Origin of the sequence: Lacibacter sediminis (assembly GCF_014168535.1) — a bacterium.
Classification (GTDB): domain Bacteria; phylum Bacteroidota; class Bacteroidia; order Chitinophagales; family Chitinophagaceae; genus Lacibacter; species Lacibacter sediminis.
On the sequence record NZ_CP060007.1, the window covers coordinates 721,205 to 746,821 of the forward strand.

The following is a 25,617-nucleotide window of genomic DNA, read 5'->3' on the forward strand; positions in this document are numbered from 1 at the left end:
CGACCCTGAGCAACCGATTACTTAAACCAAAGAAAGAAAAAATGAAACGATCACTCAGTTTAGCATTTGTGGCAGTTTTTTTAGTGCAGCAGTTGTTGGCACAATCCATTGAGGATGGAAAGAAATTCATGTATTATGAGCGGTTCAAAAGCGCAAAGGATGTGTTTGAGAAACTCATAGCTGCAAACCCCAAGAATGAGGAAGCAGCCTATTGGTTGGGTCAGGCATACATTGGCTTGGAAGATGTAGCCAAGGCAAAGCAAACTTACCAGGCAGCTTTGCAGGCCAACGCTACGTCGCCGATCCTGTTAACAGGTATGGGTCACGTAGAGTTGCTGGAAAATAAAGCAACTGATGCCCGTAATCATTTTGATATGGCTATCAACACAAGCAAATCAAAAGATAATGATGTGTTACATGCTGTAGGTCGTGCAAACGCATACGCAAAAGCCGGTGATGCCAATTATGGTATTGGTCATCTGCAAAAGATCACGACAACAAAGAAATTCAATGACCCTTCGGTTTTTGTAACCATTGGCGATTCGTACAGGAAACTGGTTGACGGTGGTAATGCGGTATTGGCATTCAAAAACGCCCTCACTCTTAATCCTAAATATGCAGCTGCTAAACATAAAGAAGGATTGATCTACGAAAGTCAGAAAAACAGAGAATTCTTTTTACCTGCTTTTGAGGAAGCAGCATCAATGGATCCTGCTTACGGTCCTGCTTTCTATTCTTTGTATGCGTATTGGTATTTCAGGGATGTTGCTAAAGCTGAAGATTATCTGAACAAATACATTGCAGTGATCGACGGCGATCCACAGAATGATTATTATCGTATTGATTTGAAATATGCTTCAGGTCAATTTAAAGAGGCCATCACTCAAAGTGATGATCTTATTAATAAAGTTGGTGCAGATGTAATCCGCCCACGTATCTACCGTTTAAAGGCTTACAGCTATAAATCATTAGCAGAGAAAGCTGCAAAGGAAAAAGATTCCGTTACAGCAGTTGCACAATATGCTAATGCTAAAAAAAGCATTGATGTGTTCTTAACTAAATCAAAGCCTGAAGATATTGTTCCAAAAGACTATGAATTACTCGGTGATATCATGGCAGGTACACCTGGCAGCGAATCGCAGGCATATGCCTATTATGAAAAGGCGATGGCGACAGATACTGTGCAGGAGAACAAAGCTTCTTATTTACAGAGAGCGGTTGATCTTGCAAAAAACAAAAATGACAAACCGGCCATAGCATACTGGGCAGACAAACAGTACAAGTCGAAAAAAACGCCAAGTAATGTAGATATGTACAACCTTGGTCGTGTGTTCTTTGATGCAGGTGCGGCTTCCGGCGATTTTAACTTTTACCGTAGGGCAGATAGTGTATTTGCAATTTATACAACGCAGTATCCTGAACAGGCTTATGGTTACTACTGGCGTGCACGCTCTAACTGGAGCATTGACACCAGCATGGTAAACAGCATGGCCAACCCGCATTTTGAAAAATTTGTGCAGGTTGCTTCTGCCAGCAAAGATTCTGTTTCCTTCCGTCCGCAGATAAAACTGGCTTATAAATATTTTATCGGCTATAACATTTTTGTGAAGAAGGATTATAAAGTCGCCATTGAGTTTTGCGACAAGATTCTCGCAATTGACCCGGCTGATAAAGAAGCTGCGGAATATAAACGTCAGCTCACCGGTGGTAAGGCTCAGGCAACCGGTAACAACAGCAAAGCAACAAGCGGGGTAAACAGTAATTCTGTTACCGGGCGTAATGAACGAAAGGTTGTTTTATACAGTTAACTGAACACGATTTCATTTTATTTAGAGATCCCTCCGCAACAGCGGGGGGATTTTTTTTTATTACAGGGAATTTCCAATACCCTGCCTTATTTTTGCGGCATTCAAAACCTGCATTTACATGAAATGGTTTTTCTTTTTACAGTCCAGTCCCGCAGCACCCGTTGTTCAATCGGTGAATGATTCAGGTAATTATTTCCCCATCGGAATCCAGATATTATTCGCAGTTGGTTTTGTGGCCGTCATGATGGTGCTTACACATTTGTTAGGTCCTAAGCGTCCAACCGCTCAAAAGCTGGAAAACTTTGAAAGTGGTATCGAAATTCACGGGAATGCCCGTCAGCCAATGGCGGTAAAATACTTCCTGGTGGCTATTTTGTTTGTGTTGTTTGACGTGGAGGTGATCTTTTTCTATCCTTACGCCGTTAATTTCCGGGAACTGGGATGGAGCGGATTCATGGCAGTTTTGATGTTTGTAGGATTTTTCCTTTGTGGATTCTATTATATTATTAAGAAAGGTGCGCTTAATTGGGAAGATTAAGCCGAAACAATCACAGATTTGAAACGTGAAACTTGCTGCTGAGCAAACATTGTGGTGCAGTAGTTGTTGTGAAACTGATAGCAAGCTTTAATTTCAAATCGTCAACTTAAAATATTATGTCACGTCCGGTACAATTTAATATCAATCCTAAATCGATCGACCATAAAGGCCATATCAGCATGGTTGGTATGCCCGATGGTCACATGGGGGAAGGATTTTTTGCTACCAAACTCAGCGAAGTGGTGGGGCTGGCTCGCAAAAATTCAATCTGGCCATTGCCTTTTGCAACTTCCTGCTGTGGCATTGAGTTCATGGCGACCGCTGCCGCTCACTATGATCTTGGTCGTTTTGGTTCTGAGCGCATGGCCTTTACTCCACGCCAGTGCGATCTGATGATGGTAATGGGAACGATCTCTAAAAAAATGGGCCCAGTTGTAAAACAGGTGTACCTGCAAATGGCCGAACCCCGTTGGGTAATGGCCGTTGGTGCATGTGCCAGCAGTGGTGGTATTTTCGATACATACAGTGTGTTACAGGGAATTGACCAAGTAGTGCCGGTAGATGTGTATGTGCCCGGTTGCCCTCCAAGACCTGAAGCTATTCTCGACGGATTGATGCGGATACAGGATCTGGTGGGTCAGGAAAGTCTTCGCCGTCGCAACAGCGAGCATTACCAAAAATTATTGGATAGTTACGGAATACAATAATCATTGCAGATTGTAGATATACGATTGCAGATGTAGAAAGCAGTCCGAAATCGACAATCTAAAATCTGAAATTAGAAATGGCTTTGACCAACGAACAGATTCAAAACAAGCTGATAGAGAAATTTGGAGAGCAGGTATCTGCTTTTTCAGAGCCGTATGGCATGCTCACATTTGAAGCTCCAAAGGAGCTTAATTTAAAAGTGCTCCAGTTTTTATTTGATGATGAAACACTGCGTTTTCAATTTTTAACTGATCTGCAGGCTGTACATTATCCAACTGATAAAGGTCGTGAATTGGCAGTGGTGTATCACTTACACAACCTGGTTGATAATGTGCGCATCCGTTTTAAAGTATTTACTGATATCAATACTCCAGATGTGTTTACCGCTACACAGTTATATGCAACAGCAAACTGGATGGAGCGTGAAACCTATGATTTCTTTGGTGTGAATTTCGTTGGACATCCCAATCTCAAACGCATTTTGAATGTGGATGAGATGGATTATTTCCCGATGCGAAAAGAATTTCCATTGGAAGACCAGACACGTATTGATAAAGATGATGAGATGTTTGGAAGAGGAGGAAGCATTAATTAATTCATTAATTTGAAAATTTGAGAATTTGAAAATGAGTAAAGCAATTTTCAAATTTTCAAATTGATAAATTTTCAAATTTACCATGAGCGACGTTCAAAATATATTGTTACCCGAAGGTTCCATTGAGAAGCAAACCATCACACTCAATGTTGGTCCAACGCATCCTGCTACGCATGGTGTGTTTCAAAACATCATGGAAATGGATGGTGAGCGGGTGATGTCTGCTGAATCAACAGTAGGCTACATTCATCGTGCATTTGAAAAATTGGCTGAACGTCGTCCACTTTACCAGATCACACCCATTACCGATCGTTTGAATTATTGCAGCAGCCCCATCAATAATATCGGCTGGCATCTTACCTGCGAAAAATTATTAGGCATACAAACACCCAAGCGTGTTGATTACCTGCGTGTAATTCTGATGGAGCTTGCACGTATCAGTGATCACCTCATCTGTAATTCAATTCTTGGCGTTGATACCGGTGCATTCTCCGGGTTCGTTTACCTGATGGAGTTCCGTGAGTTGATCTATGAAATTTATGAAGAGATCTGCGGCAGCCGTTTAACAACAAACATTGGACGTATTGGTGGTTTCGAACGGAACTTTACACCAGTTGCGTGGGAGAAATTAGAGAAGTTCCTCAAAGAATATCCAAAGGCATTAAAAGAATTTGAAAACCTCTTTACACGCAACAGAATATTTATTGACCGTACAGTTGGTTGCGGACCCATCTCTGCAGAACGTGCATTGAACTATGGTTTCACCGGTCCGAACTTACGTGCTGCAGGTGTTGATTATGATGTGCGTGTGCACACGCCTTACTCTTCTTACGAAGATTTTAATTTTATTGTTCCTGTTGGTACAACCGGTGATACATACGATCGCTACCTCGTTCGTAACGTTGAAATGTGGGAGAGCTTAAGCATCATTGAACAGGCTTATCAAAAGATACAGGATTTTAAAGGTGCTGACGCAGAAGTGTATCATGCACATGTGCCTGAATATTATTTGCCTGAAAAGAAAGAGGTGTACACAAGTATGGAAGCACTCATCTGGCACTTCAAAATTATCATGGGTGAAATTGAAATGCCGAAAGGTGAAGTGTACAATAGTGTGGAAGGTGCCAATGGCGAGTTAGGTTATTATTTCATCAGCGATGGCGGTCGTACACCTTACCGTTTGCATTTCCGTCGTCCCTGTTTTATTTACTATCAGGCATTTGAGGAATTGGTGAAGGGAAGTATGCTGAGTGATGCCATTGTGGTGATGAGTAGTTTGAATTTGATTGCAGGAGAGTTAGACGCTTAAACGCAATTTGAAAATTAATTGATTTGAAAATTTGAAAATAGCAGAATGAAGTTTTCAGAAGAACAGTTGAAGAAAGTAGATGAGATGATCTCTCATTACCCCGAAGGCAAGCAAAAAAGTGCGTTGCTTCCATTGTTGCATTTTGTGCAGAAAGAAAATGGTGGTTGGCTGAGTTCGGAAGCAATGGATTATGCCGCGGAGTTATTAAAGATCGCTCCCATTGAAGTGTATGAAGTAGCTACATTCTACAGCATGTATAATTTGCAACCTGTAGGTAAAACAATATTTGAAGTTTGTCAAACAGGCCCGTGCATGTTGAGAGGAAGTGATGGTATTGTAGATTATATCTATGAGAAGCTGGGCATCAAACCCGGACAAACAACTGCTGATGGATTGTTTACCTTGAAAACCGTAGAATGTTTAGGTGCCTGTGGTTATGCACCGATGATGCAGTTGGGTCCTGATTACCGTGAACACCTGACCAAAGAAAAGATTGATGCATTGATTGCAGAAGGAAAAGCAAAAGCCAATTAAGATGACAAAGAAAACGGCTATGTTTATTGGATTTTTACTTTCAACATCTGCAATGATCGTGATCATCGTTTTCCTGATGAGCAAGGATAAAGCAACCATGCGTCCCATGATGTTCATTGGAATTGGATTGGCACTTGGTTCATTGGTTCTTAGAAACCTGATTCGTTTTAAACCGGATTGGTTTAAAGATGCGGAGGAAAAATAATAAACTGTTTATCTCCTTTTGGGAGGGGTGTAAGGTGAGGAATGAAAGAGGTGGGTTGTTCAACAGCATTACAAAAGCACAAGAGTGCGACGCAACAAAAGTTCAATAGTAGTAACAACGGTGACTACATAAAATATTTGGTCGAGAAAAACAGACGACGAAAACAATGGGAAGAAAATTACTTTTAGACAAAGCGCATATCGAAGGCATCAGGCATTATGATGTGTATCGCCGTGAAGGTGGTTACCGCAGCGTGGAGAAAGCATTGAAAACAATGTCTCCCGAAGCAGTAACTGAAGAAGTAAAGAAAAGTGGATTACGTGGTCGTGGTGGGGCGGGTTTTCCAACAGGCATGAAATGGAGTTTCCTTGCCAAGCCCGAAGGTGTTCCCCGTTATTTGGTGGTGAATGCAGATGAGAGCGAACCAGGTACATTCAAAGATCGTTACCTCATGGAATTTATTCCGCATTTGTTGATTGAGGGAATGATCACCGCATCGTATGCATTAGGAAGCAACACTTCTTATATCTACATCCGTGGTGAATACTGGTGGGTGAAAGAAATTTTAGAAGTAGCCGTGCAGGAAGCACGCAATGCAGGTTGGTTAGGAAAAAATATTTTAGGCAGCGGATTCGATTGCGACATATTTGTGCAACCCGGTGCAGGTGCATATATCTGTGGTGAAGAAACGGCATTGATTGAAAGCTTGGAAGGTAAACGTGGTAACCCACGTATTAAACCTCCGTTCCCTGCGGTGAAAGGATTATGGGGTTGTCCAACGGTAGTAAACAATGTGGAGACCATTGCAGCAGTTGTTCCGATTGTGAATGATGGTGGTGATGAATATGCGAAGATTGGTGTTGGAAAATCAACAGGTACAAAATTGATTTCTGCATGCGGTAATTTAAACAAGCCGGGTGTGTATGAAATTGAAATGAATATTTCGGTGGAGGAGTTTATTTATAGTGATGAATATTGCGGCGGTATTGCAAACGGTAAAAGACTGAAAGCATGTATCCCCGGTGGTTCATCGGTTCCTATTCTTCCTGCAAATCTTTTGTTGAAAACAGCAAAAGGTGAAACAAGAATGATGAACTATGAAAGTTTGAGTGATGGTGGTTTTGCAACCGGCAGTATGATGGGTAGCGGTGGTTTTATTGTAATGGATGAAGATCAGTGTGTGGTAAAACACACCTATACATTGGCTCGTTTTTATCGTCATGAAAGTTGCGGACAATGTTCACCATGTCGTGAAGGAACAGGTTGGATGGAAAAGATTCTGCTCAACATTGAAAACGGAAAAGGAAAGATGAGTGATATTGATCTGTTGTGGGATATTCAACGCAAGATCGAAGGAAATACCATTTGTCCGTTAGGTGATGCAGCAGCGTGGCCCGTGGCAGCAGCCATCCGTCATTTCCGTGATGAGTTTGAATGGCATGTAACGAATCCATCCGATGCATTGAAAGGAAATTATGGTTTAGCGAATTATGCGAAGCCATTGGAGGTAGCAGTACCAACTGCATAATTAATCAGCAAGAACGTATTCAATAATATGGCAGACGAAAAGAAATTATTTACAGTAACCATCGACAACATCACTGTTGAAGTGGAGCCGGGAACAACCATTCTGCAGGCTGCACGCAAAGTAGGTGGTGATGTGGCGCCGCCGGCGATGTGTTATTACACAAAGCTGAAAGATAGTGGTGGTAAATGCCGTACTTGTTTAGTGGAAGTGGCTGCAGGTTCTGCTGCTGATCCACGACCCATGCCTAAGTTGGTAGCAAGTTGCCGTACTAACGTCATGGACGGCATGGTGGTGAAAAATATTACCAGCGATCGTGTAATTGATGCAAGAAATGGCGTGGTTGAATTTTTGTTAATCAATCATCCGTTGGATTGTCCGATTTGCGACCAGGCGGGTGAATGTCATTTGCAGGATCTCAGTTACGAGCATGGCAAAGGCGCCAGCCGTTACGAGTTCAAACGGAGAACATTCGATAAGCATGATCTTGGTCCATACATTCAATTGCACATGACACGTTGCATTCTCTGCTATCGTTGTGTGTACACTGCCGACCAGGTTACGAATGAACGCAAACACGGTATCCTTATGCGTGGCGATCATTCTGAAATTGCAACGTATATCGAGAAGAGTTTAGATAATGATTTCATCGGTAATGTAATTGATGTTTGTCCGGTGGGTGCATTAACCGACAGAACATTCCGTTTCAAAAACCGTGTATGGTTTACCAAACCGGTAGATGCACATTGCAACTGTGATAAGTGCAGTGGTGAAGTGCAATTGTGGATGCGTGGTGATGAAGTGCTTCGTGTAACTGCACGTAAAGATGAGTGGGGTGAAGTAAAAGATACAACGAAAGGTGAAACGGGATGGATCTGCAATACGTGTCGTTTCGAACGGAAGAAAGCAAGCGACTGGGTCATTGAAGGACCGTCACATGTTAATCGCCATTCAGTGATTTCACAAGGCCATTATGAGAACGGAGTGAAACCGAGTGAAACAATCAAGAAAGTAATGGGCGGACGGGATCCGAAGTTGCTCATGAACATTAAAGATGTAAGTGAAGTGAACCAGGTGGAGTTGAGTGAAATAAAAGGAGCGGCAACATCGGAATCGTTTAAACAATTGAAGAAAGGAAATTAATGGATATGATTTTATTAGCAGTTGATTGGGCATTGGTGCTGGAGAAATTCATCTTCATCGCATTCATCATCACCGTTTCATTGGTGGTTGCGCTGTACATGACGTTCGGCGAACGCAAAGTAGCGGCATGGATTCAGGATCGTGTTGGTCCCAACCGTGCAGGTCCGTTTGGTATATTACAACCATTGGCCGATGGTGTAAAGATGTTTTTCAAAGAAGAGATCATTCCCACTTCTTCCAATAAAATTTTATTTATTCTTGGTCCTTCATTGGCGATGATTACGGCCATGTTAACCAGCGCTGTTATTCCATGGGGCGACAAAGTAGAATTATTCGGACGCACCATCTCCTTGCAGATTGCTGATGTAAATATTGGTATCCTGTATGTGTTTGGTATTTTGAGTTTGGGTGTATATGGAATTATGATCGGTTCATGGGCGAGTAACAACAAGTTCTCGTTAATGGGTGGTTTGCGTGCAGCATCACAGATCATTTCGTATGAACTGGCGATGGGTATCGCATTGATCGCTTTGATTATGATCACCGGAACATTGAGTCTTGGTGAAATGGTGAAGCAACAACAGGAAGGCTGGTGGAACTTTTTTGTGCAACCACTCGGCTTTTTCATTTTCTTAGTGTGTGCGTTTGCGGAATGTAACCGTACGCCTTTCGATCTGGCTGAAGCAGAGAACGAATTGATCGGTGGCTACCACTCTGAATATTCAAGTTTGAAATTGGGTTTCTATTTGTTTGCTGAGTACATCAATATGTTCATCAGCAGTGCAGTGATGGCCACTTTGTATTTTGGCGGCTATGATATCATTCCATTCTATGATGAAAGTGCATGGGGTTTTTCAGCCAATATTATGGCGTTGTTAGGTGCTGCTGCATTATTCTTTAAGATTCTTGTTTTCATTTTCATATTCATGTGGGTACGTTGGACGATTCCAAGATTCCGTTACGATCAGTTGATGAACCTCGGTTGGAAAGGATTGATTCCGCTTTCGTTGTTCAACATGCTCGTTACAGCAGCGGTGATTTTATTTTTGAAGAAATGATAAGATGAGTGATGAATGATTAGTGATGAGTAAACGCTGCGGAGTGATTATCCCCTCCTTGGAGGGGTGAAGGAGAGTTACACAGAAAGAATGATTGAAGGGGTGGGTTGATGAAAAGAATTGTTGCAGTAAAAGAGTCGAGACGCTTTGGTCTCGATGCCGAATAAAACTTCGGCATGCGACGCAACAAAAGAAGAAGAGAGAGTTGAAGTGCGTGACAAAAAATATATTTGCAAACTTTTATAAAAAACGTTGATGCAATTAACAAACAAAGCAAAACTGGTAGACCGTAAGCCGTTGAGCATTGCAGAAAAGATTTATCTGCCTGCAATTCTTAAGGGAATGGGTATTACGTTTTCGCATATTTTTAAAAAGAAGGTAACGATTCAATACCCGGAACAAACACGGCCATTCAGTCCTGTGTTTCGTGGTTTGCATATTCTGAACCGTGATGAAGAAGGACGTGAAAATTGTACGGCCTGTGGACTGTGTGCAGTAGCTTGCCCGGCAGAAGCCATTACAATGGATGCGGCAGAACGTTTGCCCGGCGAAGAACATTTATATCGTGAAGAAAAATATGCAGCAAAGTATGAGATCAATATGCTGCGTTGTATTTTCTGTGGTTTGTGTGAAGAGGCTTGTCCGAAAGATGCGATCTATTTAACCGAAACATTTGCACCTGCGAATTACAGCAGACAAAGTTTTATATATGGTAAAGACAACCTGGTGATTCCTCATCCAAAGGAAAACCCGGAAGCATTTACCAAAGCGAAAGGATTAATTGACGAACGAAAGGCGAAAGCCAATCAACAGACTGCATAACATGAGCATTACTGAAATTCTATTCTGGTTCCTCAGTGCAATGGCACTTGGCGGAGCATTGATGATGGTTACCAGCAAAAACCCGGTGTATAGTGTACTGTGGTTGATTGTTGTATTCTTTGCAATTTCCGGTCATTATATTTTATTGAACGCACAGTTTCTTGCAGTGGTGAACATCATTGTATATGCAGGGGCTATCATGGTATTGTTCCTCTTCGTGATCATGCTCATGAACATGAATGCAGATAATGAACCACAGAAAAATAAATGGCTGAAAATAGCCGGCGCTGTTGCAGGTGGTAGTTTAATGTTGGTGTTTGTAGCTGCTTTGAGGCAAACAGAAACCTTGCAGGCGCAACAGGTGAACATGGGCGGTGAAGCAGGATTAATTAAAACATTGGGTAAAACATTGTTTACCGATTATGTATTACCATTCGAAATCAGCAGTGTGTTGTTTTTAAGTGCGATGGTAGGTGCAGTGGTTATAGGGAAGAAAGGAGATTAAGAAATTCTCAAATTGAATTTATGCCGATCAATTATTATATCATTCTTGCAGTTGCGTTATTCAGCATTGGAGTAGCGGGTGTGTTAACACGCCGCAATGCGATCATCATTTTTATGTGTATTGAATTAATGCTGAATGCGGTAAACCTGTTGCTGGTTGCATTTTCAAAAATGCATTATGCCAATGCAATAGCTGCTGATCCTTCTGCAGTTGCAGGGACAGAAGCACAATTGTTTGTATTCTTTATCATGGTGGTGGCTGCAGCGGAGGTGAGTGTGGGACTGGCCATTATTGTGATGATGTACAGGAATATTCACAGTGTGGATGTAAACTTTTTGAACAGACTTAAACATTAATACAGAAGTACGAACTACGAAGTACGAATGACGTACTTCCAACTTCGTGCCTCGTACTTGACTATTATGAACAGTATTATCGACTTGGTTTATTTGGTTCCTTTGTTTCCGTTGATTGGTTTTCTGATCAATGGATTAGGCAGGAAGAATCTCAGCAAATCGCTCAGCGGCATTATTGGCAGCGGGGTGATCCTTGCATCATTCATTGTGAGTTTGCTGATCTTTAACGAAACAAGAGCCGAAGGTTTTACAGCTATAACCGTAAACCTGTTTGAGTTTATTAATGTAGCCGGGCTGAATATTCCTTTCGCTTTCCAGGTTGATCAGTTATCAGCTTTATTTCTTTTGATCATTACCGGTGTTGGTTTTCTCATTCATGTGTATTCTACTTCTTATATGCATGAAGAAGCACCACATCATTATGCACGCTACTTCGCTTACCTGAATTTATTTGTGTTCAGTATGTTGTTGCTGGTGCTGGGTGCGAACTATCTCATCATGTTCATTGGATGGGAAGGTGTTGGTCTTTGTTCCTATTTACTTATCGGTTACTGGTTTAAGAATAATGAATATGGCAATGCTGCACGCAAAGCCTTTGTGATGAACCGTATTGGCGATCTTGGTTTTTTATTAGGCTTGTTCTTCATCATTCAACAGTTTGGATCATTAACGTATAGCGAGGTATTTGCAAATGCACAGGGAACTGATACCGCTATTCTAACTGTCATTACCTTGTTATTGTTTGTTGGTGCAACCGGTAAGAGTGCACAGATTCCATTGTACACATGGTTGCCTGATGCGATGGCGGGTCCAACACCTGTATCTGCCTTGATCCATGCTGCAACGATGGTGACTGCAGGTATCTACATGATTGCACGCAGTAATATTCTTTACACTCTTGCACCTGTTTCACAAACAGTAGTTACAGTTATTGGATTAGCAACAGCTATCCTTGCTGCAACTATCGCTATCAAACAAAACGATATTAAAAAAGTACTGGCTTATTCAACAGTAAGTCAGTTAGGTTATATGTTCCTTGGTTTAGGTGTAGGTGCTTACACCGGTGCGGTGTTTCATGTAATGACACATGCATTCTTCAAAGCATTGTTGTTCTTAGGTGCAGGTAGCGTTATTCATGCCATGCATCACGAGCAAGACATCCGTAAGATGGGTGGCCTGGCGAAAAAACTTCCAACAACACACTGGACTTTCCTGGCAGGTTGTATTGCTATTGCAGGTATTCCTCCGTTCAGTGGATTCTTTTCAAAAGACGAAATTTTAGTGCATGCATTTGCTGCGAATCCTGTTTACTATGTCATCGGTTTAGCAGGTGCATTGATGACTGCTTTCTATATGTTCCGATTATACGCCATGACGTTTAGAGGAACATTCCGTGGTACACATGAGCAGGAACATCACTTGCATGAAAGTCCATGGCAAATGACGATGCCGTTAGTGGTGTTGGCAGTGTTGGCGATCGTTGCAGGTTTTGTTGGTATTCCTGAATTGTTTGCTGCTGATGCACACAAGCTGGAGCATTACTTAGCTCCTGTATTTAAAGCCTCAACAGAACTTGCAGAAGCGCATCATGTAGAGCATTCAACTGAATATATTTTATTGGCCGTAAGTATAACACTCATTGTTCTTTCAATCCTCTATGCATTAAATCGTTTCAGCAAAAAACCTGAAACCGGCGAAGCAGAAGGGTTTGGAAAAGTGTTGGCCAACAAATGGTATGTAGATGAACTATACAACAGCATTATCACAAAACCATTGAATGGCTTGGGTGCATTTACAAATCGTTTTATTGAGAAAAGTAGTATTGATGGAATCGTAAACGGTGTAGGCAAGAGCGTACAGTGGGGTGGCCGTCAATTGCGGTTAATGCAAAGCGGACAAGTTGGTTCTTATGTACTGTGGATGGTGTTGGGCATTCTGATATTATTTGTAATCACAATTACAATCCTTAAATAAACCGGGTTAAAACTGTTTATGACTGCATTATTGTTGATATTGGTTCCGTTAATTGGTGGTCTTGTTACTTTTTTCGTGAAACAGGAAAGCCAGGTAAAGCTCTGGAGTTTTGTGGTATCGCTGGTTACGTTGGTAGCTATGAGTGTTAACCTGTTGATGCATGATGAAGCTGGCAGAAGCTTTACAGCTGAGTGGTTACCGATGCTCGGCTCATCGTTTGCTTTGCAGATGGATGGTGCCAGCACATTACTTTGTTTCCTCACTGCACTTTGTTATCCCATCATCTTTGCTTCTACGTGGAAAAGCAGTTATGCATCGCCCAATAGTTTCTATGGATTGATGTTGCTGGCACAAGCCGGTATTACCGGCGTTTTCCTTGCAGCTGATGGATTATTGTTCTACTTCTTCTGGGAGTTGGCATTGATCCCTGTGTATTTTCTCTGCAGCAAATGGGGTGGTGAAAAACGAATTGCAGTTACATTTAAATTCTTCATTTATACATTCATTGGTTCACTGTTGATGCTGGTTGGTTTGTTGTACATGTACTATCAAACTGCCGATGCATCATTCTCCATGCAATCATTGTATGCAGTGAAATTGAGTGCTGAGCAACAGTCGTGGTTATTCTGGTTGTTCTTTATTGCTTTCGCTGTAAAGATGCCGGTGTTTCCTTTTCACACATGGCAGCCCGATACTTATGAACAATCACCCACAGCTGTAACCATGGTGTTGAGTGCATTGATGGTGAAGATGGGTTTGTTTGCAGTAATCCGTTGGTTGTTGCCTTTGTTTCCTGATGCTGCTGTGCAATACGATAACGTAGTGATTGGTTTAAGTGTGATTGGTATGATCTACGCAAGTGTTCTTGCCATGCAACAGGACGATATTAAACGTTTGATCGCTTATTCTTCTATTGCACATATTGGCTTGATGGCTGCTGCATTGTTTGTAAACAACGAAAGTGGTTTGCAAGGTGCAATGATCCAGTTGTTCAGTCATGGTGTGAATGTGTTGGGTATGTGGATCGTCATTGAACTGATTGAACGTCGCTTTGGTACACGTAAGATGAGTGAGTTGGGCGGTCTTGCACAAAAGGCGCCGGGCTTAACGATTTTATTGGTGATTGTTGCATTGGCAAACGTGGCATTACCATTGACCAATGCATTCATTGGTGAATTCTTAATGTTCAACGGTTTGTTCAAATTCAATGTATGGTATGCGGCTGTTGGTGGGTTAAGCATTATCCTAAGTGCGATCTATACATTGCGTATGATCCAGAAAGTATTTTACGGAAACGAAAACACATTAACAGCAACGGGAGAAGATATCAACTGGTTTGAAAAAGCAAGTCTGGCTGTAATTGTTGTGGCCATTTTTGTAATGGGGGTTTATCCCAAACCTGTATTTGAATTAACAACAGATACTGTAACCTTGATACTTGGTGTGTTTAAATAATTTATTCAACGAAGAACGATGAACCTGATTTTAATTTCGGCGATTTGGGGTATTGTGATGATGTTCAGCGGTTTGTTTCTCAAGAGCAAATCGTCTGCAAAAACTGTTGCATTGATTGGATCGATCGCTTTACTGATTGGTAACTTTTTTGATCTCTCCGGCAAGATGATCATCGACAGCAACTTCAATGGTATGCTGCAATACGAACGCTTTGGCTTGTTGTTCTTAACCGTTCTGATTCTTGCTCTCATCATGTACATCCTGCTCAGCGGTAAAGAGGTGGAAGCTGTGGGCAATCATCCGTTTGAATATTTTGCGTTGATCTTTTTTGTCATGAGTGGTGCAGGTTTAGTAGCGTTATTCAACAACTTACTTATTCTGTTTATCGGTATTGAGATCATTTCTATTCCGCTATACATTCTTACCGGCTCCGATAAGCGAAATCTCAAGAGTAATGAAGCTGCTTTGAAGTATTTCCTGATGGGATCTTTCTCAACAGGTATCATGCTCATGGGTATTGCCTTTCTTTATGGAGCAACAGGTTCGTTTCAGTTGGAACAATTAATGATGCAGCCACAGGAAGATTATAAAGTTTTCATGTTGATCGGCATTGTAATGATCATGGTGGCACTTGCATTTAAAGTATCAGCGGCTCCGTTTCATTTCTGGACACCTGATGTGTACGATGGTGCACCAACTGTGTTCACTTCATTCATGGCAACCATTGTGAAAGCGGCCGTGTTCATTGGTTTTTTAAACCTGTTTGCAAATGCATTCGGCAACAAAACCGGCAACTGGCAAATGACGGTTGCTATTATTACTGCTCTTACGTTGTTCATTGGAAATATTACAGCTGTTTACCAGCAAAGTGTAAAACGCATGCTGGCTTATTCAAGTATTGCGCAGGCAGGCTTTATGATGTTTTCAGTTTTTGCCATCAATGATATGGCGAAGCAAGGTTTGTTGCTGTATGCAGCCGCTTATTGTTTTGCTACCATTGGCATCTTTGCAGTATTGGTGAAAATGAAAGATTATACGTTCGATGGTTTCAATGGTCTTGCTAAGAAGCAACCATTGGTTGCCCTTGTCTTAACTGTTTGTTTACTCTCTCTGGCAGGTATTCCTTTAACCGCAGGGTTCTTCGCTAAATATTTTGTACTGGCAGCAGCTGTTAAAACAGGTACCTACCTCTGGTTGGTGATCTTTGCGGTTGTAATGGCAGCGGTGAGTGTGTATTATTATTTCCGTATTATCCAGGCAATGTATTTTAAAGAAGGTGAAGGACAGGAAATGGCGATCACAACTCCGTTTAAAGCTTTATTGTTGACTGTTGCGGCTGTGGTAATCCTGCTGGGTGTTTATCCAAGCTTACTGCTGAACTGGCTTACATTTTTCTGATCGCCTTGTAATCCGATTTTTTAGTTGTTCATATCTGCCGCTGCGGGTGGCAATGCCATTCATGGAAACAACTTGCAATTCCCCACAGCTTTCTTAACTTCACAATTGAATAAAGCACGAATCAAACGAAAGTTGCTTTGTTTACATTTCAACAATGACATTTTCCGACATCTTATCATTGGCATGGCGCACTATACGTTCCAATAAATTACGTACGGGTATTACTGTTTCCATCATCGCATTCGGTATTATGGCGCTGATAGGCATTATTACTGCCATTGAAGCGATGAATCAGAGTTTGTATGAGAACTTCTCTATCCTCGGTGCCAATTCTTTCAGCATACGTTTTAAAGAACGCAATATCCGTTTTGGTGGAGGCCCGAGAAGCGATCTCACCAGAACTAAAAAAGGGGGCAACAAACAACGCAACTCAAATCTCGACAGGTTTATTTCGTTTGAAGAAGCACGCAGGTTTAAAGATCAGTTTACGTTTCCTGCAACCGTTAGTATCTCCAAATTTGCAAGTGGCAATGCAACTGTTCTTTTTGAAAATGAAAAAACAAATCCTAACGTAAGGGTCATCGGTGGCGATGAAAATTATTTGCTCAACAGTGGTTACACATTAGAGCATGGCCGTGATTTTAATAAACTTGATGTAGAAACAGGCAGAAACGTGGTGATCATTGGAAGCGATCTTGTGCGTAAGCTGTTTAAAGGAAAAGGTTCTTATGCTGTTGGTAAACTCATACGTATCGGTTCTAACCGTTACCGCATTATTGGTGTAATGAAAGAACGGGGTGCGAGTTCATTTTTATCGCTCGATAACCTGGCCCTTGTTTCTTACAACAATGTGCGTCGTGTTTTCAACAGTAGCGGCAGTTACAATATCACTATCAGGGCAAATGACTTTAAGCAAATGGATGCAGCTGTTGGTGAAGCAACGGGTGTATTTCGCCAGGCACGAAAACTGAACGTTAAAGACGCTGATAATTTTTATATCGATCGAAGTGACAGTATTGTTGAAACGCTGAAGAATACACTTCGTTTTGTAAAATATGCTGCATACATCATTGGAGCCATTACATTACTTGGTGCTGCTATCGGTTTAACCAATATCATGCTGGTTGCTGTGAGCGAACGTACAAGGGAAATTGGCTTGGCGAAATCAATTGGTGCAAAAGGTGCAAGCATCCGCACACAATTTTTATGGGAAAGTATTCTCATCAGTTTGCTCGGCGCTTTCTTTGGTATCGTATTAGGAGTTCTTGTTGGTAACCTTGCTGCTATCTTCTTTAAAACAGGATTTATTGTTCCCTGGGGCTGGGCAGCGCTTGGTGCCATCATCTGTTTCTTTACAGGGTTACTTGCAGGTTTATATCCCGCCAGCAAAGCATCAAAGCTTGATCCTATTACTGCTTTACGCTACGAATAAAAAACTGTTTTCTTTTCTTACCATTCATCATACATACTTTGCCGATTGTGAAAGTGTACTTCCCGTTCTCACCGGATTTTATTTCAGAATTCCAGCCGTAAAATATCTTTGTTCTTCCTTTTAAAGGAATTACTCCAATGTAGAATTCACATTCTTCGTTTTTTCAGCGCAACTGCTTCCTCAGTCATCAACGTAAGTTCTTAACAAGGTGCACCAACTTACCCACAATGCTCCTGCATAGCTGTACAAGGCTGTAAATCTTAATCAACAACAATTACTTTTCAATTTTAAACCATTTTCAATCATGGACATTGCATCCTTATTTTTCGCCTATTGGTGGGTGTTATTAATTTTCTTTTCACTCATTTTCTACAAATTTGTTTTACGTGTATTCTTCGGTATGGTGATCGTACCCGAAGACAAAATTGGTCTTGTAACAAAAAAATTCGTGCTTATCGGTGCCAACCGTGAGTTGCCTGATGGCAGAATTATTGCTACTAAAGGTGAAGCCGGTTTCCAGGCAAAAACATTAGCGCCGGGTTTATATTGGTTCATGTGGCCATGGCAATACGGGGTAGATATGATTCCTTTTACTGTTGTACCAGAAGGTAAAATTGCACTGGTGCTCAGTAAAGACGGTGCTGAAATTCCCACCGGTCATATTCTTGCACGCAGGGTTGATTGTGATAATTTCCAGGATGCACATGCATTCTTAGATCGCAATGGACAACGTGGACGACAAACAGCATTTATCACTGCAGGTTCTTATCGTATCAACCGGCATTTGTTTGATGTGAGCATCGTTGACCAGGTAACGATCAATGAAAACATGGTAGGTATTGTTACTGCTCTTGACGGTGAACCTATTCCTATCGGCTCCATTGCAGGTAAGTTTGTCGAAGGGCATAATAACTTCCAGAATTTCGATTCGTTTCTTGGCAGTGGTGGTAATCGTGGTTTGCAACCGCAGGTAATACTTGCAGGTTCATACTACATCAATCCCTGGGCCTTACAGATTGAAGAAACACCAATGACAGATATCCCGATCGGTCATGTGGGTGTGGTGATCTCTTATATTGGTGAAGCAGGCAGAGATTTAACCGGTGATACATTCAAGCACGGTAACATTGTTGAAAAAGGTTTCCGTGGTGTTTGGATGGAACCATTGGGACCAGGTAAATATCCAATCAATAAATACACAACAAAAGTAGAATTGGTGCCAACAACCAACCTGGTATTAAACTGGGCCAATGCAAGAAGTGAAGCGCATTCATTGGATAAAAATTTATCAACGATCACGGTTCGTTCAAAAGACGGTTTCCCGTTTAATCTCGATGTGGCACAGATCATTCACATACCTGCAACTGAAGCGCCAAAAGTAATTGCACGCTTCGGCAGCATGAATAATCTTGTGAGCCAGGTGCTTGAACCAACGATTGGTAACTATTTCCGTAACAGTGCGCAGGATAGTGATGTGATTTCATTCTTAAGTACACGTAAAGAACGTCAGAACGCAGCGAAGGACCATATTAAAGAAGTGTTGGAAGAGTATAACGTAAATGCAGTGGATACATTGATCGGTGACATTGTTCCACCCGAAGCGTTAATGAAAACATTAACTGATCGTAAGATCGCACAGGAAGAAGAGAAAACTTACGAAACACAACGAATGGCCCAGGAAAAAAGACAAGGTGTTGAAAAAGAAACAGCCATTGCTGATATGCAGAAAGAAATTGTAAAGGCACAACAAAGTGTTGAGATTGCACAACGCACGGCTGACGCAACAGTAAAGAAAGCAGAAGGTGATGCTACCAGCTTAAAGCTGAATGTAAATGCAGAAGCTGAAGCAACTAAGATGCGTGCAAATGCCGATAGTGAAGCAATTAAAATGAAAGCTGCTGCACAAGCTGAATCAACAAAACTGAATGCCACTGCTGATGCAGAACGTATTTCAAAAACAGGTTTGGCTGAAGCGGAGAAGATAATGGCGATTGGTAAGTCAACTGCCGAAGCTTATGAGTTGCAGGTAAGGGCAATGGGTGGCGATAACTTTACACGTTATAAGATCACTGAGGAAATCAGTAAGGGTCAGATCAAAATCATACCTGATGTATTAATTGGTGGTAGTAACGGATCAGATGGTCCTATCAGCGGATTACTTGGTTTGAAGCTGATGGAAATGATGGATGCTGATAAGAAGAGTGAGAAGGGTAAAGAGAATTAATTGCATCATTGAAATAAAAAAAACCTCTGCAACAGCAGAGGTTTTTTTTATGAGTTTAAGAGAATGATTATTTATTCTCCAACACGTCAGTAATACGATCACTGAGATCCTGCAGATGCAGTTTCGTCATGTTATCTGTTGTTAATGGTAATGCTGCTTTAATATCATTACGCAGTGTACGCAATGTTCCTTTCAGGATTGAATACGCATCTGTGTTTTTGATATTAAGTGATGGTGATATCTGTAATGTTATACCAAGACCACCAATTGAAAGAGGTGATGCACCGCCTGGCAATAATGTAATGATGCGCTCAACAAACATCTTCTGCAAATTACGGCGATATACATCTGTTGCTTTCTTTGCATAAACTTCGCTGAAAATAGCACGACGCAGATCGTCCATCACTTCAGTTGCTTTGTAAGCATTGTTGCCAATGGCAGCTTCTGCTTCAAACAACTTGGTCATTGTCGAAGAACTGATAATGCGGTTCAGGATCGATTCCTGTCTGTTTGCAATTACAACCTGCGGGCTAATGCCGGTGCGGCTGAAGATATCATTGTTGATCAACCACGTTGGTGTTGTAAAGAGCTGTTGATTGAGGAAGCTCATTGCTTCTTTTTGTACAGATTTCGGCGTGAACTCATATACAGCACCATCCTGTTCGCTCATTTTTGGTGTTTCATAAATACCGCCGATGTTTTTTGCAACATGGCCCATGTAACGCCCAAACTGAGTTTGTACCTGGTTGTACATTTCATCTAAACCTTCATAGCTTTCGTTAGGTTGTTTGGTCCAATTGATGAGGTTCGGAACAATGCGTTGCAGGTTCTTAATACCGTAGCCACTTGCTTTCATCGCATCGTTACCTAAGTCTTCGTTTTGTGAACGAGGATCATCAGGATTGGTTTCAGTACCAAACCAATTACGTTTGTTCTTTAAACGCTCAGTAGTGAGTTTTTGTAACACAGGTACTTCTGCTTCTGCAGTTTTGTACTCAGGCATCCAGCGGTAACCCCACTCAATAGCCCACTTATCATAATCACCAATGCGTGGGAACAAACCAATGCGTGTGATATTGTCTTCCGGTTGTGCTACATAGTTAAAACGTGCATAGTCCATAATAGATGGAGTGTGGCCATTCGCTTCAACCCATTTTTTATTACGGAGACTGTCAACAGGAACTGTAGAAGAAGAGCCGTAGTTATGACGGAGACCTAATGTATGTCCAACTTCATGTGATGACACAAAACGAATCAATTCGCCCATCAATGCATCTTCAAATACCATTGTACGTGAACCGGGATCTACAGCAGCTGTTTGAATAAAATACCAGTTGCGTAAAAGGCTCATTACATTGTGATACCAGTTGATATGACTTTCCAGGATTTGTCCGCTGCGTGGATCATGCACGTTCGGGCCACTTGCATTAGCTACTTCACTTGGCTTGTAAACAATGGCACTGAAACGGGCATCTTCCAAACTCCAGGTACTGTCTTCTTGCGGAGTAGGAGCCATTTTTCCCATGATTGCATTTTTGAAACCGGCTTTTTCAAATGCAGCCTGCCAATCGTTTACGCCTTGAATAAGATAGTTTACCCATTTCTTAGGTGTAGCAGGATCGATGTAATAAATGATCGGGTTCTTTGGTTCAACCAATTCTCCACGCTTGTATTTTTCAATATCCTCATCTTTTGGTTCAAGCTTCCAGCGAACAGCCATTTCAATTTCTTTTACACCTTGTGGGTTTGCATCGAAGTCGGTATAGCGGCGTGTAAAGAAACCAACACGTGGATCGAAGTAACGGGGCTTTGCAGGAACTTTTGGTAACAACAACATTGAGCTGTTAAGTTCTAATGTAAAGTTGCCGCTTCTGCCTTGTGCTGAAAAAGGATTTGCTTGTGCACCCGGAGCAGCACCACCACGGGTATAGGTCTTAACCGTTTTTACTTCAATGTTGATCGGGTAAGATTTGATGGTGTTGATATATGATTTATCTGCCTGCACTGCACCTAACTGCAAACTTGATTTTGAGCCGGTGCTGAAGAACAAGACATCATTATCACCTGCAACAAACTCCGTCATATCAATTACGGTAGAACGTGTATTGGTAACAGAATCTCTACCAAATGCACTCACACTAAAGGTTTGCATAATGGGTTGAATATTTGAATTCACCACTGCTTTATACATACCGTTTTCATCTGTACCACGTTGGTCAAACGAAACTCTTCTTAAAAACACTCTGTTGTTTGGTCCTTTCTCAAAACGGATCACATTGTTATTTACAATGTCACCTGCGTAACCTGAAAATCCATTGCTGAGACCTGCAGCCGATTTGGAAATGCGGGTTACAACAAGGATGTCTCTGTTTAACAAAGAGTCGGGTAATTCAAAATACCATTTGTCATCTACCATGTGTACTTTAAACAAACCCTCATCGGTTTTGGCTTTGTCGGTTATTACCTCTTTGTAAGGTTTGGGCATTGCTGCACGTTGTGCCATTGGTGGCGCACCTGTTGGTAATTGTGTTGGAGCACCTCCTGAAGCGGGTACAGTGGGACGGTTTTGCGCCAGCCCTGCAGTTAAGCTACCTGCCAGCAGCAGCGATGCTAATGTTACATTTTTCATCATACTTTGATTGGTTTAGAAAATCGATTGAAATTAAATGGAATGCCCGAAACCACAGATATACAAAATGGGAATGGAAAATGTTAGGTGTGAACGGAGAAATATGATAAACGGCACAATCGTTTGCTGAAATAAATCAAAAAATTAAAACGGCGGGAAGTTGGTAAAAATAAATATTTCCCTAACTTGTGCCACCCGTACAGAGGGAATGGTTTGATTTTTTGAAAAGGAAAATTTCATAGAATTGTACCACTATTTAAGAATAAAAACTTACTTAATTAAAAACCAAAAAATCAATTGTCATGGCTGAAACTAAACCAACGGCAGCAAAGGCTGCAACTTCAGGTCAAGCAAAGCAGAGCAGCAACGTTATCTCCTGGATAGCGCCAATCGTGTGTATCCTTGCAGGTTATTTAATCTGGCGTTTCATCTTAGGTAACGCAAGCGGGTTTAAAGAGCCGGATACTTCAGGTGCATGGTTCTGGCCAAAACATCACACTCCGGTTGGCGAGATGAACAAGATCTATGAAGGGGGTATCATCGTTCCTTTCCTGATCGGTCTGTTCTTAATGGTAATCGTATTCTCTATTGAGCGTTACCTTACTATCCGTAAAGCAATGGGTGCCGGTAATGCTACTGACTTTATCCGTAAAGTACAGTATCATCTTGCAAACAAAAATATTGACGCTGCAATTGCAGAGTGCGATAAGCAAAAAGGTTCTGTTGGTAATGTTATGAAAGCGGGTTTGAAAAAATACCGTGAAATGACAGGTGAGACTGTAATGGATCACGAACAGAAAATTCAGGCAATCCAGAAAGAAGTGGAAGAAGCAACAGCTTTGGAATTACCAATGCTTTCTAAAAACCTCGTATTCTTATCTACCATTACATCACTTGGTACGTTGATCGCCTTGTTAGGTACTGTATTAGGTATGATCCGCTCATTCAGTGCATTAGGTGCTGCAGGCGGCGGTGGCGATGCAACAGCGTTGGCGATTGGTATCTCTGAGGCCTTGTACAATACGGCTTTGGGTATTGCTACGTCATCATTTGCATTGATCATGTACAACGTGTTTACAACAAAGATCGATGCGATCACATACGGTATCGATGAAACAAGCTTTACATTAACTCAAAGTTTTGCAACTCAGTACAAGTAATTGATTGAGTGTTTATGGATTTTTTGAATTATTGAATCTTTCATTACAAAACTGGTAAGTAAATGTCTAAACTCAATAAAATTGCCAAAAAAAGTACCTGGGTGGATATGACAGCCTTCGTGGATCTGTCGTTTCTGATCCTTACTTTCTTTATGCTGGCAACGAAATTTAAGCCACCTGAGGTGCTTAAAATTCAAAACCCTCACTCAGTATCATCGATAAACCAACCGGAGAAGGATGTGTTTAAGGTTTCGTTTGATAAAGACGGCAAAGTGTTTATCAGCTTTAGTCCGGATAAAGACGGAAAAGAAAAAGCGCAACTGACTGCGGAAGTATTAAGCCGCCAAAAAGGTTTAGGACTCACGCCTGGTGAAATTGCAACATTTGTAAATTTTTCCGTTGGTGGTATCGGGGTTCCAATTGGCCAATTGAAAAGTTTTCTGGCGCTTACAGATGCTCAGTATAAAGAGTTTTCTCAACCCGGTATCCCTGTAAAGGATACGTTAAATAATCAGTTAAATGATTATTTAAACGCCTTGATCACAGGTACAGGTGGCCGCAAGCCTGAAAACGTAATGCTGAACGGAGATAATGGAACAGAGTATCCATATTTTAAAAATGTACTGGCTGCATTTAAGAAGAATGGTATTTTTTCCTTTAAGCTTATTACTGCATTAGAAGGTGTGCCAAGCGGAACGCCTCTTTACAAAAAGCAAAGAGAAGGTAAGTAAACAACATTTTTAACTTTAATAACAAACGCTATGGGAGCAGATGTATCAGCACCGGATAGTGGGGGGCATAAGAAAGGCCCCGGGGTCAAGAAACAAGCCCGTAAGGATACCAAGGTGGATATGACGCCGATGGTGGATCTGGGATTCCTATTGATTACCTTTTTTATCTTCACTACAACAATGAGCACGCCAAAGGCTTTTAAGCTCAATGTTCCGGACGATAGTGCAAAGGAAGAGGAACAAAATCAGGCGAAAGCGTCAGGTGCGTTTACTGTGTTGTTAGGTAAGGATAATCACATTTATTATTACGAAGGACAATTGGCCGAAGACGGTTCCAATTTTAAATCTTCTAATTTTAAAGATATCAGAGCCGAATTGCTCAGGAAAAAGGCAAGTACGCCTGAAAAAGATCTTGTAATTATTATTAAGCCAAACGATAATTCTGTTTATAAGAATGTAGTGGATATGCTTGATGAAATGCAGATCACTGACATTAAGCGATATGCGATTGTTGACATTTTTCCAGTTGAAGTTGATCTGATCAGCCTCACAGAAGGAACTAGCCCACCTGCTGCTCCGGCCGGCGGAAAATAGTTTATGGAAAAAAAGCAAACAAGCATCTAATTCTAAACACAACTGTTAATTATGGAAGTAAATAAAATATTAAGTGCCGATTTTCTTGATATCCTTTTTGATCAAAGGAACAAGGAATATGGTGCTTATGAACTCCGCAAAAACTACCAGAAGAGGTTAACCACCGCTTTGTTGATGACAGCTGGTGCCGCTTTGCTGATTTTCCTGATGGTGATCGTTGGTCGTAGCGTAAGTGACAGTAATAAAAATAAAGTCAAAGTACAAGACGTTACACTTGCGGAAATTAAGCAGGAACAACCTGAAAAAATTGAGCCGCCGCCGCCACCTCCTCCAAAACAGGAGCCACCAAAAATTGAGATCACCAAGTTTACGCCTCCTAAAATTGTAGAAGACGAAAAATTTGATGAGAAGCAAGAGGTGAAAGAAGTGGAAGAAATTACCAACGTAGGTAAAATTGACCAGGAAGGTATCAAGGATCCTGAAATTGTGAATCCTCCAAAAGTGGAAGAAGAAACAAAAGTAGTGGAAGCTCCAAAAGAAGATCCCAACCAGGTATTTACCAAAGTGGAAGTTGAAGCCCAGTTCCCGGGTGGTGAAGGAAAATGGAATCAGTATGTACAACGTGAAGTAGAAAAGAACATCGACGATCTCGTTGATGATGGTCAAGCCGGTACATGTGAAGTTCAGTTCATCGTGGATAAAGAAGGTAACGTAAGTAATGTGGAAGCATTATCAATGAAAGGTTCTAAATTAGCAGAAGTAGCGGTGAACGCTATCAAGCGTGGACCTAAATGGATACCAGCTATTCAAAACGGTCGCCAGGTAAAAGCATGGCGTCGTCAGAAAATTACGTTCCGTCTGCCAGACGAACAACCTTAAGACCTTTTCAAGAAGGAATATACAAGCAAGTTCCC

General features: G+C 41.5%; 23 protein-coding genes. 22 read left to right on the forward strand and 1 reads right to left on the reverse strand.

Annotated elements, in window-relative coordinates; all coding sequences use genetic code 11:
- The first annotated feature begins 41 nt into the window (after window positions 1-41).
- From H4075_RS03250 to H4075_RS03335, 18 genes are all read left to right on the forward strand, one after another.
- Window positions 42-1,808, forward strand: coding sequence for a tetratricopeptide repeat protein (locus tag H4075_RS03250; protein WP_182804109.1), 1,767 nt, complete (start codon window positions 42-44; stop codon window positions 1,806-1,808).
- A 118-nt stretch (window positions 1,809-1,926) separates the two neighbouring features.
- Window positions 1,927-2,346 carry an NADH-quinone oxidoreductase subunit A gene (locus tag H4075_RS03255; protein ID WP_182804111.1) on the forward strand — a complete coding sequence of 140 codons (420 nt, stop codon included), beginning with the start codon at window positions 1,927-1,929 and terminating at the stop codon, window positions 2,344-2,346.
- Between the two features lie 116 nt (window positions 2,347-2,462).
- Entirely contained in the window at window positions 2,463-3,053 is a 591-nt protein-coding gene (locus H4075_RS03260) for an NADH-quinone oxidoreductase subunit B (RefSeq protein ID WP_182804112.1), read from the forward strand.
- A gap of 77 nt (window positions 3,054-3,130) precedes the next feature.
- Window positions 3,131-3,649: an NADH-quinone oxidoreductase subunit C gene (locus tag H4075_RS03265; protein ID WP_182804114.1), complete on the forward strand. Its 519-nt coding sequence runs from the start codon at window positions 3,131-3,133 to the stop codon at window positions 3,647-3,649.
- A gap of 82 nt (window positions 3,650-3,731) precedes the next feature.
- A complete protein-coding gene (locus H4075_RS03270; RefSeq protein ID WP_182804116.1) occupies window positions 3,732-4,958 on the forward strand; it encodes an NADH-quinone oxidoreductase subunit D in 1,227 nt (408 codons plus the stop codon).
- Between the two features lie 45 nt (window positions 4,959-5,003).
- Window positions 5,004-5,492: an NADH-quinone oxidoreductase subunit NuoE gene (nuoE, locus tag H4075_RS03275; protein WP_182804118.1), complete on the forward strand. Its 489-nt coding sequence runs from the start codon at window positions 5,004-5,006 to the stop codon at window positions 5,490-5,492.
- A 1-nt stretch (window position 5,493) separates the two neighbouring features.
- Window positions 5,494-5,697, forward strand: a complete 204-nt coding sequence (locus H4075_RS03280; protein ID WP_182804120.1) for a hypothetical protein — start codon at window positions 5,494-5,496, stop codon at window positions 5,695-5,697.
- A 166-nt stretch (window positions 5,698-5,863) separates the two neighbouring features.
- Entirely contained in the window at window positions 5,864-7,225 is a 1,362-nt protein-coding gene (gene nuoF, locus H4075_RS03285; RefSeq protein WP_182804122.1) for an NADH-quinone oxidoreductase subunit NuoF, read from the forward strand.
- A 27-nt stretch (window positions 7,226-7,252) separates the two neighbouring features.
- Window positions 7,253-8,365, forward strand: coding sequence for a 2Fe-2S iron-sulfur cluster-binding protein (locus tag H4075_RS03290; protein WP_182804124.1), 1,113 nt, complete (start codon window positions 7,253-7,255; stop codon window positions 8,363-8,365).
- Between the two features lie 5 nt (window positions 8,366-8,370).
- A complete protein-coding gene (nuoH, locus tag H4075_RS03295) occupies window positions 8,371-9,423 on the forward strand; it encodes an NADH-quinone oxidoreductase subunit NuoH (RefSeq protein WP_182804126.1) in 1,053 nt (350 codons plus the stop codon).
- Between the two features lie 255 nt (window positions 9,424-9,678).
- Entirely contained in the window at window positions 9,679-10,245 is a 567-nt protein-coding gene (nuoI, locus tag H4075_RS03300; protein WP_182804127.1) for an NADH-quinone oxidoreductase subunit NuoI, read from the forward strand.
- A 1-nt stretch (window position 10,246) separates the two neighbouring features.
- The gene (locus H4075_RS03305) at window positions 10,247-10,750 is read left to right on the forward strand and encodes an NADH-quinone oxidoreductase subunit J family protein (protein WP_182804129.1); all 504 of its coding nucleotides are present in this window, start codon (window positions 10,247-10,249) and stop codon (window positions 10,748-10,750) included.
- Between the two features lie 20 nt (window positions 10,751-10,770).
- Window positions 10,771-11,106, forward strand: coding sequence for an NADH-quinone oxidoreductase subunit NuoK (nuoK, locus tag H4075_RS03310; protein WP_182804131.1), 336 nt, complete (start codon window positions 10,771-10,773; stop codon window positions 11,104-11,106).
- 66 nt (window positions 11,107-11,172) lie between these two features.
- Window positions 11,173-13,080, forward strand: coding sequence for an NADH-quinone oxidoreductase subunit L (nuoL, locus tag H4075_RS03315; RefSeq protein ID WP_182804133.1), 1,908 nt, complete (start codon window positions 11,173-11,175; stop codon window positions 13,078-13,080).
- 18 nt (window positions 13,081-13,098) lie between these two features.
- On the forward strand, window positions 13,099-14,535 hold the full coding sequence (locus tag H4075_RS03320) for a complex I subunit 4 family protein (protein WP_182804135.1): 1,437 nt from the start codon (window positions 13,099-13,101) through the stop codon (window positions 14,533-14,535).
- 18 nt (window positions 14,536-14,553) lie between these two features.
- The gene (locus H4075_RS03325) at window positions 14,554-15,933 is read left to right on the forward strand and encodes an NADH-quinone oxidoreductase subunit N (protein ID WP_182804136.1); all 1,380 of its coding nucleotides are present in this window, start codon (window positions 14,554-14,556) and stop codon (window positions 15,931-15,933) included.
- 154 nt (window positions 15,934-16,087) lie between these two features.
- Window positions 16,088-17,365 carry an ABC transporter permease gene (locus tag H4075_RS03330; RefSeq protein ID WP_182804137.1) on the forward strand — a complete coding sequence of 426 codons (1,278 nt, stop codon included), beginning with the start codon at window positions 16,088-16,090 and terminating at the stop codon, window positions 17,363-17,365.
- 304 nt (window positions 17,366-17,669) lie between these two features.
- Window positions 17,670-19,589, forward strand: a complete 1,920-nt coding sequence (locus H4075_RS03335) for an SPFH domain-containing protein (RefSeq protein WP_182804138.1) — start codon at window positions 17,670-17,672, stop codon at window positions 19,587-19,589.
- Window positions 19,590-19,656: 67 nt separating this feature from the next.
- Here the strand turns inward: H4075_RS03335 and H4075_RS03340 are convergent, their stop codons facing one another.
- Window positions 19,657-22,221, reverse strand: a complete 2,565-nt coding sequence (locus H4075_RS03340; protein WP_220494843.1) for a zinc-dependent metalloprotease — start codon at window positions 22,219-22,221, stop codon at window positions 19,657-19,659.
- Window positions 22,222-22,520: 299 nt separating this feature from the next.
- On the opposite strand from H4075_RS03340, the gene H4075_RS03345 reads away from it, so the two are divergent.
- The 4 genes from H4075_RS03345 to H4075_RS03360 all read left to right on the forward strand — a co-directional run bounded on the left by H4075_RS03345 (window position 22,521) and on the right by H4075_RS03360 (window position 25,582).
- A complete protein-coding gene (locus H4075_RS03345; protein ID WP_182804139.1) occupies window positions 22,521-23,378 on the forward strand; it encodes a MotA/TolQ/ExbB proton channel family protein in 858 nt (285 codons plus the stop codon).
- A 62-nt stretch (window positions 23,379-23,440) separates the two neighbouring features.
- A complete protein-coding gene (locus tag H4075_RS03350) occupies window positions 23,441-24,109 on the forward strand; it encodes an ExbD/TolR family protein (RefSeq protein ID WP_182804140.1) in 669 nt (222 codons plus the stop codon).
- Window positions 24,110-24,139: 30 nt separating this feature from the next.
- The gene (locus H4075_RS03355; protein WP_182804141.1) at window positions 24,140-24,703 is read left to right on the forward strand and encodes an ExbD/TolR family protein; all 564 of its coding nucleotides are present in this window, start codon (window positions 24,140-24,142) and stop codon (window positions 24,701-24,703) included.
- A gap of 51 nt (window positions 24,704-24,754) precedes the next feature.
- Window positions 24,755-25,582, forward strand: coding sequence for an energy transducer TonB (locus tag H4075_RS03360; RefSeq protein ID WP_182804143.1), 828 nt, complete (start codon window positions 24,755-24,757; stop codon window positions 25,580-25,582).
- Window positions 25,583-25,617 lie beyond the last annotated feature (35 nt).

Excerpts from the sequence above, each read along its gene's own strand:
- H4075_RS03250 (WP_182804109.1), top strand. The coding sequence starts at position 42 with ATGAAACGATCACTCAGTTTAGCATTTGTGGCAGTTTTTTTAGTGCAG.
- H4075_RS03255 (WP_182804111.1), top strand. The coding sequence starts at position 1,927 with ATGAAATGGTTTTTCTTTTTACAGTCCAGTCCCGCAGCACCCGTTGTT.
- H4075_RS03260 (WP_182804112.1), top strand. The coding sequence starts at position 2,463 with ATGTCACGTCCGGTACAATTTAATATCAATCCTAAATCGATCGACCAT.
- H4075_RS03265 (WP_182804114.1), top strand. The coding sequence starts at position 3,131 with ATGGCTTTGACCAACGAACAGATTCAAAACAAGCTGATAGAGAAATTT.
- H4075_RS03270 (WP_182804116.1), top strand. The coding sequence starts at position 3,732 with ATGAGCGACGTTCAAAATATATTGTTACCCGAAGGTTCCATTGAGAAG.
- nuoE (WP_182804118.1), top strand. The coding sequence starts at position 5,004 with ATGAAGTTTTCAGAAGAACAGTTGAAGAAAGTAGATGAGATGATCTCT.
- H4075_RS03280 (WP_182804120.1), top strand. The coding sequence starts at position 5,494 with ATGACAAAGAAAACGGCTATGTTTATTGGATTTTTACTTTCAACATCT.
- nuoF (WP_182804122.1), top strand. The coding sequence starts at position 5,864 with ATGGGAAGAAAATTACTTTTAGACAAAGCGCATATCGAAGGCATCAGG.
- H4075_RS03290 (WP_182804124.1), top strand. The coding sequence starts at position 7,253 with ATGGCAGACGAAAAGAAATTATTTACAGTAACCATCGACAACATCACT.
- nuoH (WP_182804126.1), top strand. The coding sequence starts at position 8,371 with ATGATTTTATTAGCAGTTGATTGGGCATTGGTGCTGGAGAAATTCATC.
- nuoI (WP_182804127.1), top strand. The coding sequence starts at position 9,679 with ATGCAATTAACAAACAAAGCAAAACTGGTAGACCGTAAGCCGTTGAGC.
- H4075_RS03305 (WP_182804129.1), top strand. The coding sequence starts at position 10,247 with ATGAGCATTACTGAAATTCTATTCTGGTTCCTCAGTGCAATGGCACTT.
- nuoK (WP_182804131.1), top strand. The coding sequence starts at position 10,771 with ATGCCGATCAATTATTATATCATTCTTGCAGTTGCGTTATTCAGCATT.
- nuoL (WP_182804133.1), top strand. The coding sequence starts at position 11,173 with ATGAACAGTATTATCGACTTGGTTTATTTGGTTCCTTTGTTTCCGTTG.
- H4075_RS03320 (WP_182804135.1), top strand. The coding sequence starts at position 13,099 with ATGACTGCATTATTGTTGATATTGGTTCCGTTAATTGGTGGTCTTGTT.
- H4075_RS03325 (WP_182804136.1), top strand. The coding sequence starts at position 14,554 with ATGAACCTGATTTTAATTTCGGCGATTTGGGGTATTGTGATGATGTTC.
- H4075_RS03330 (WP_182804137.1), top strand. The coding sequence starts at position 16,088 with ATGACATTTTCCGACATCTTATCATTGGCATGGCGCACTATACGTTCC.
- H4075_RS03335 (WP_182804138.1), top strand. The coding sequence starts at position 17,670 with ATGGACATTGCATCCTTATTTTTCGCCTATTGGTGGGTGTTATTAATT.
- H4075_RS03340 (WP_220494843.1), bottom strand. The coding sequence starts at position 22,221 with ATGATGAAAAATGTAACATTAGCATCGCTGCTGCTGGCAGGTAGCTTA.
- H4075_RS03345 (WP_182804139.1), top strand. The coding sequence starts at position 22,521 with ATGGCTGAAACTAAACCAACGGCAGCAAAGGCTGCAACTTCAGGTCAA.
- H4075_RS03350 (WP_182804140.1), top strand. The coding sequence starts at position 23,441 with ATGTCTAAACTCAATAAAATTGCCAAAAAAAGTACCTGGGTGGATATG.
- H4075_RS03355 (WP_182804141.1), top strand. The coding sequence starts at position 24,140 with ATGGGAGCAGATGTATCAGCACCGGATAGTGGGGGGCATAAGAAAGGC.
- H4075_RS03360 (WP_182804143.1), top strand. The coding sequence starts at position 24,755 with ATGGAAGTAAATAAAATATTAAGTGCCGATTTTCTTGATATCCTTTTT.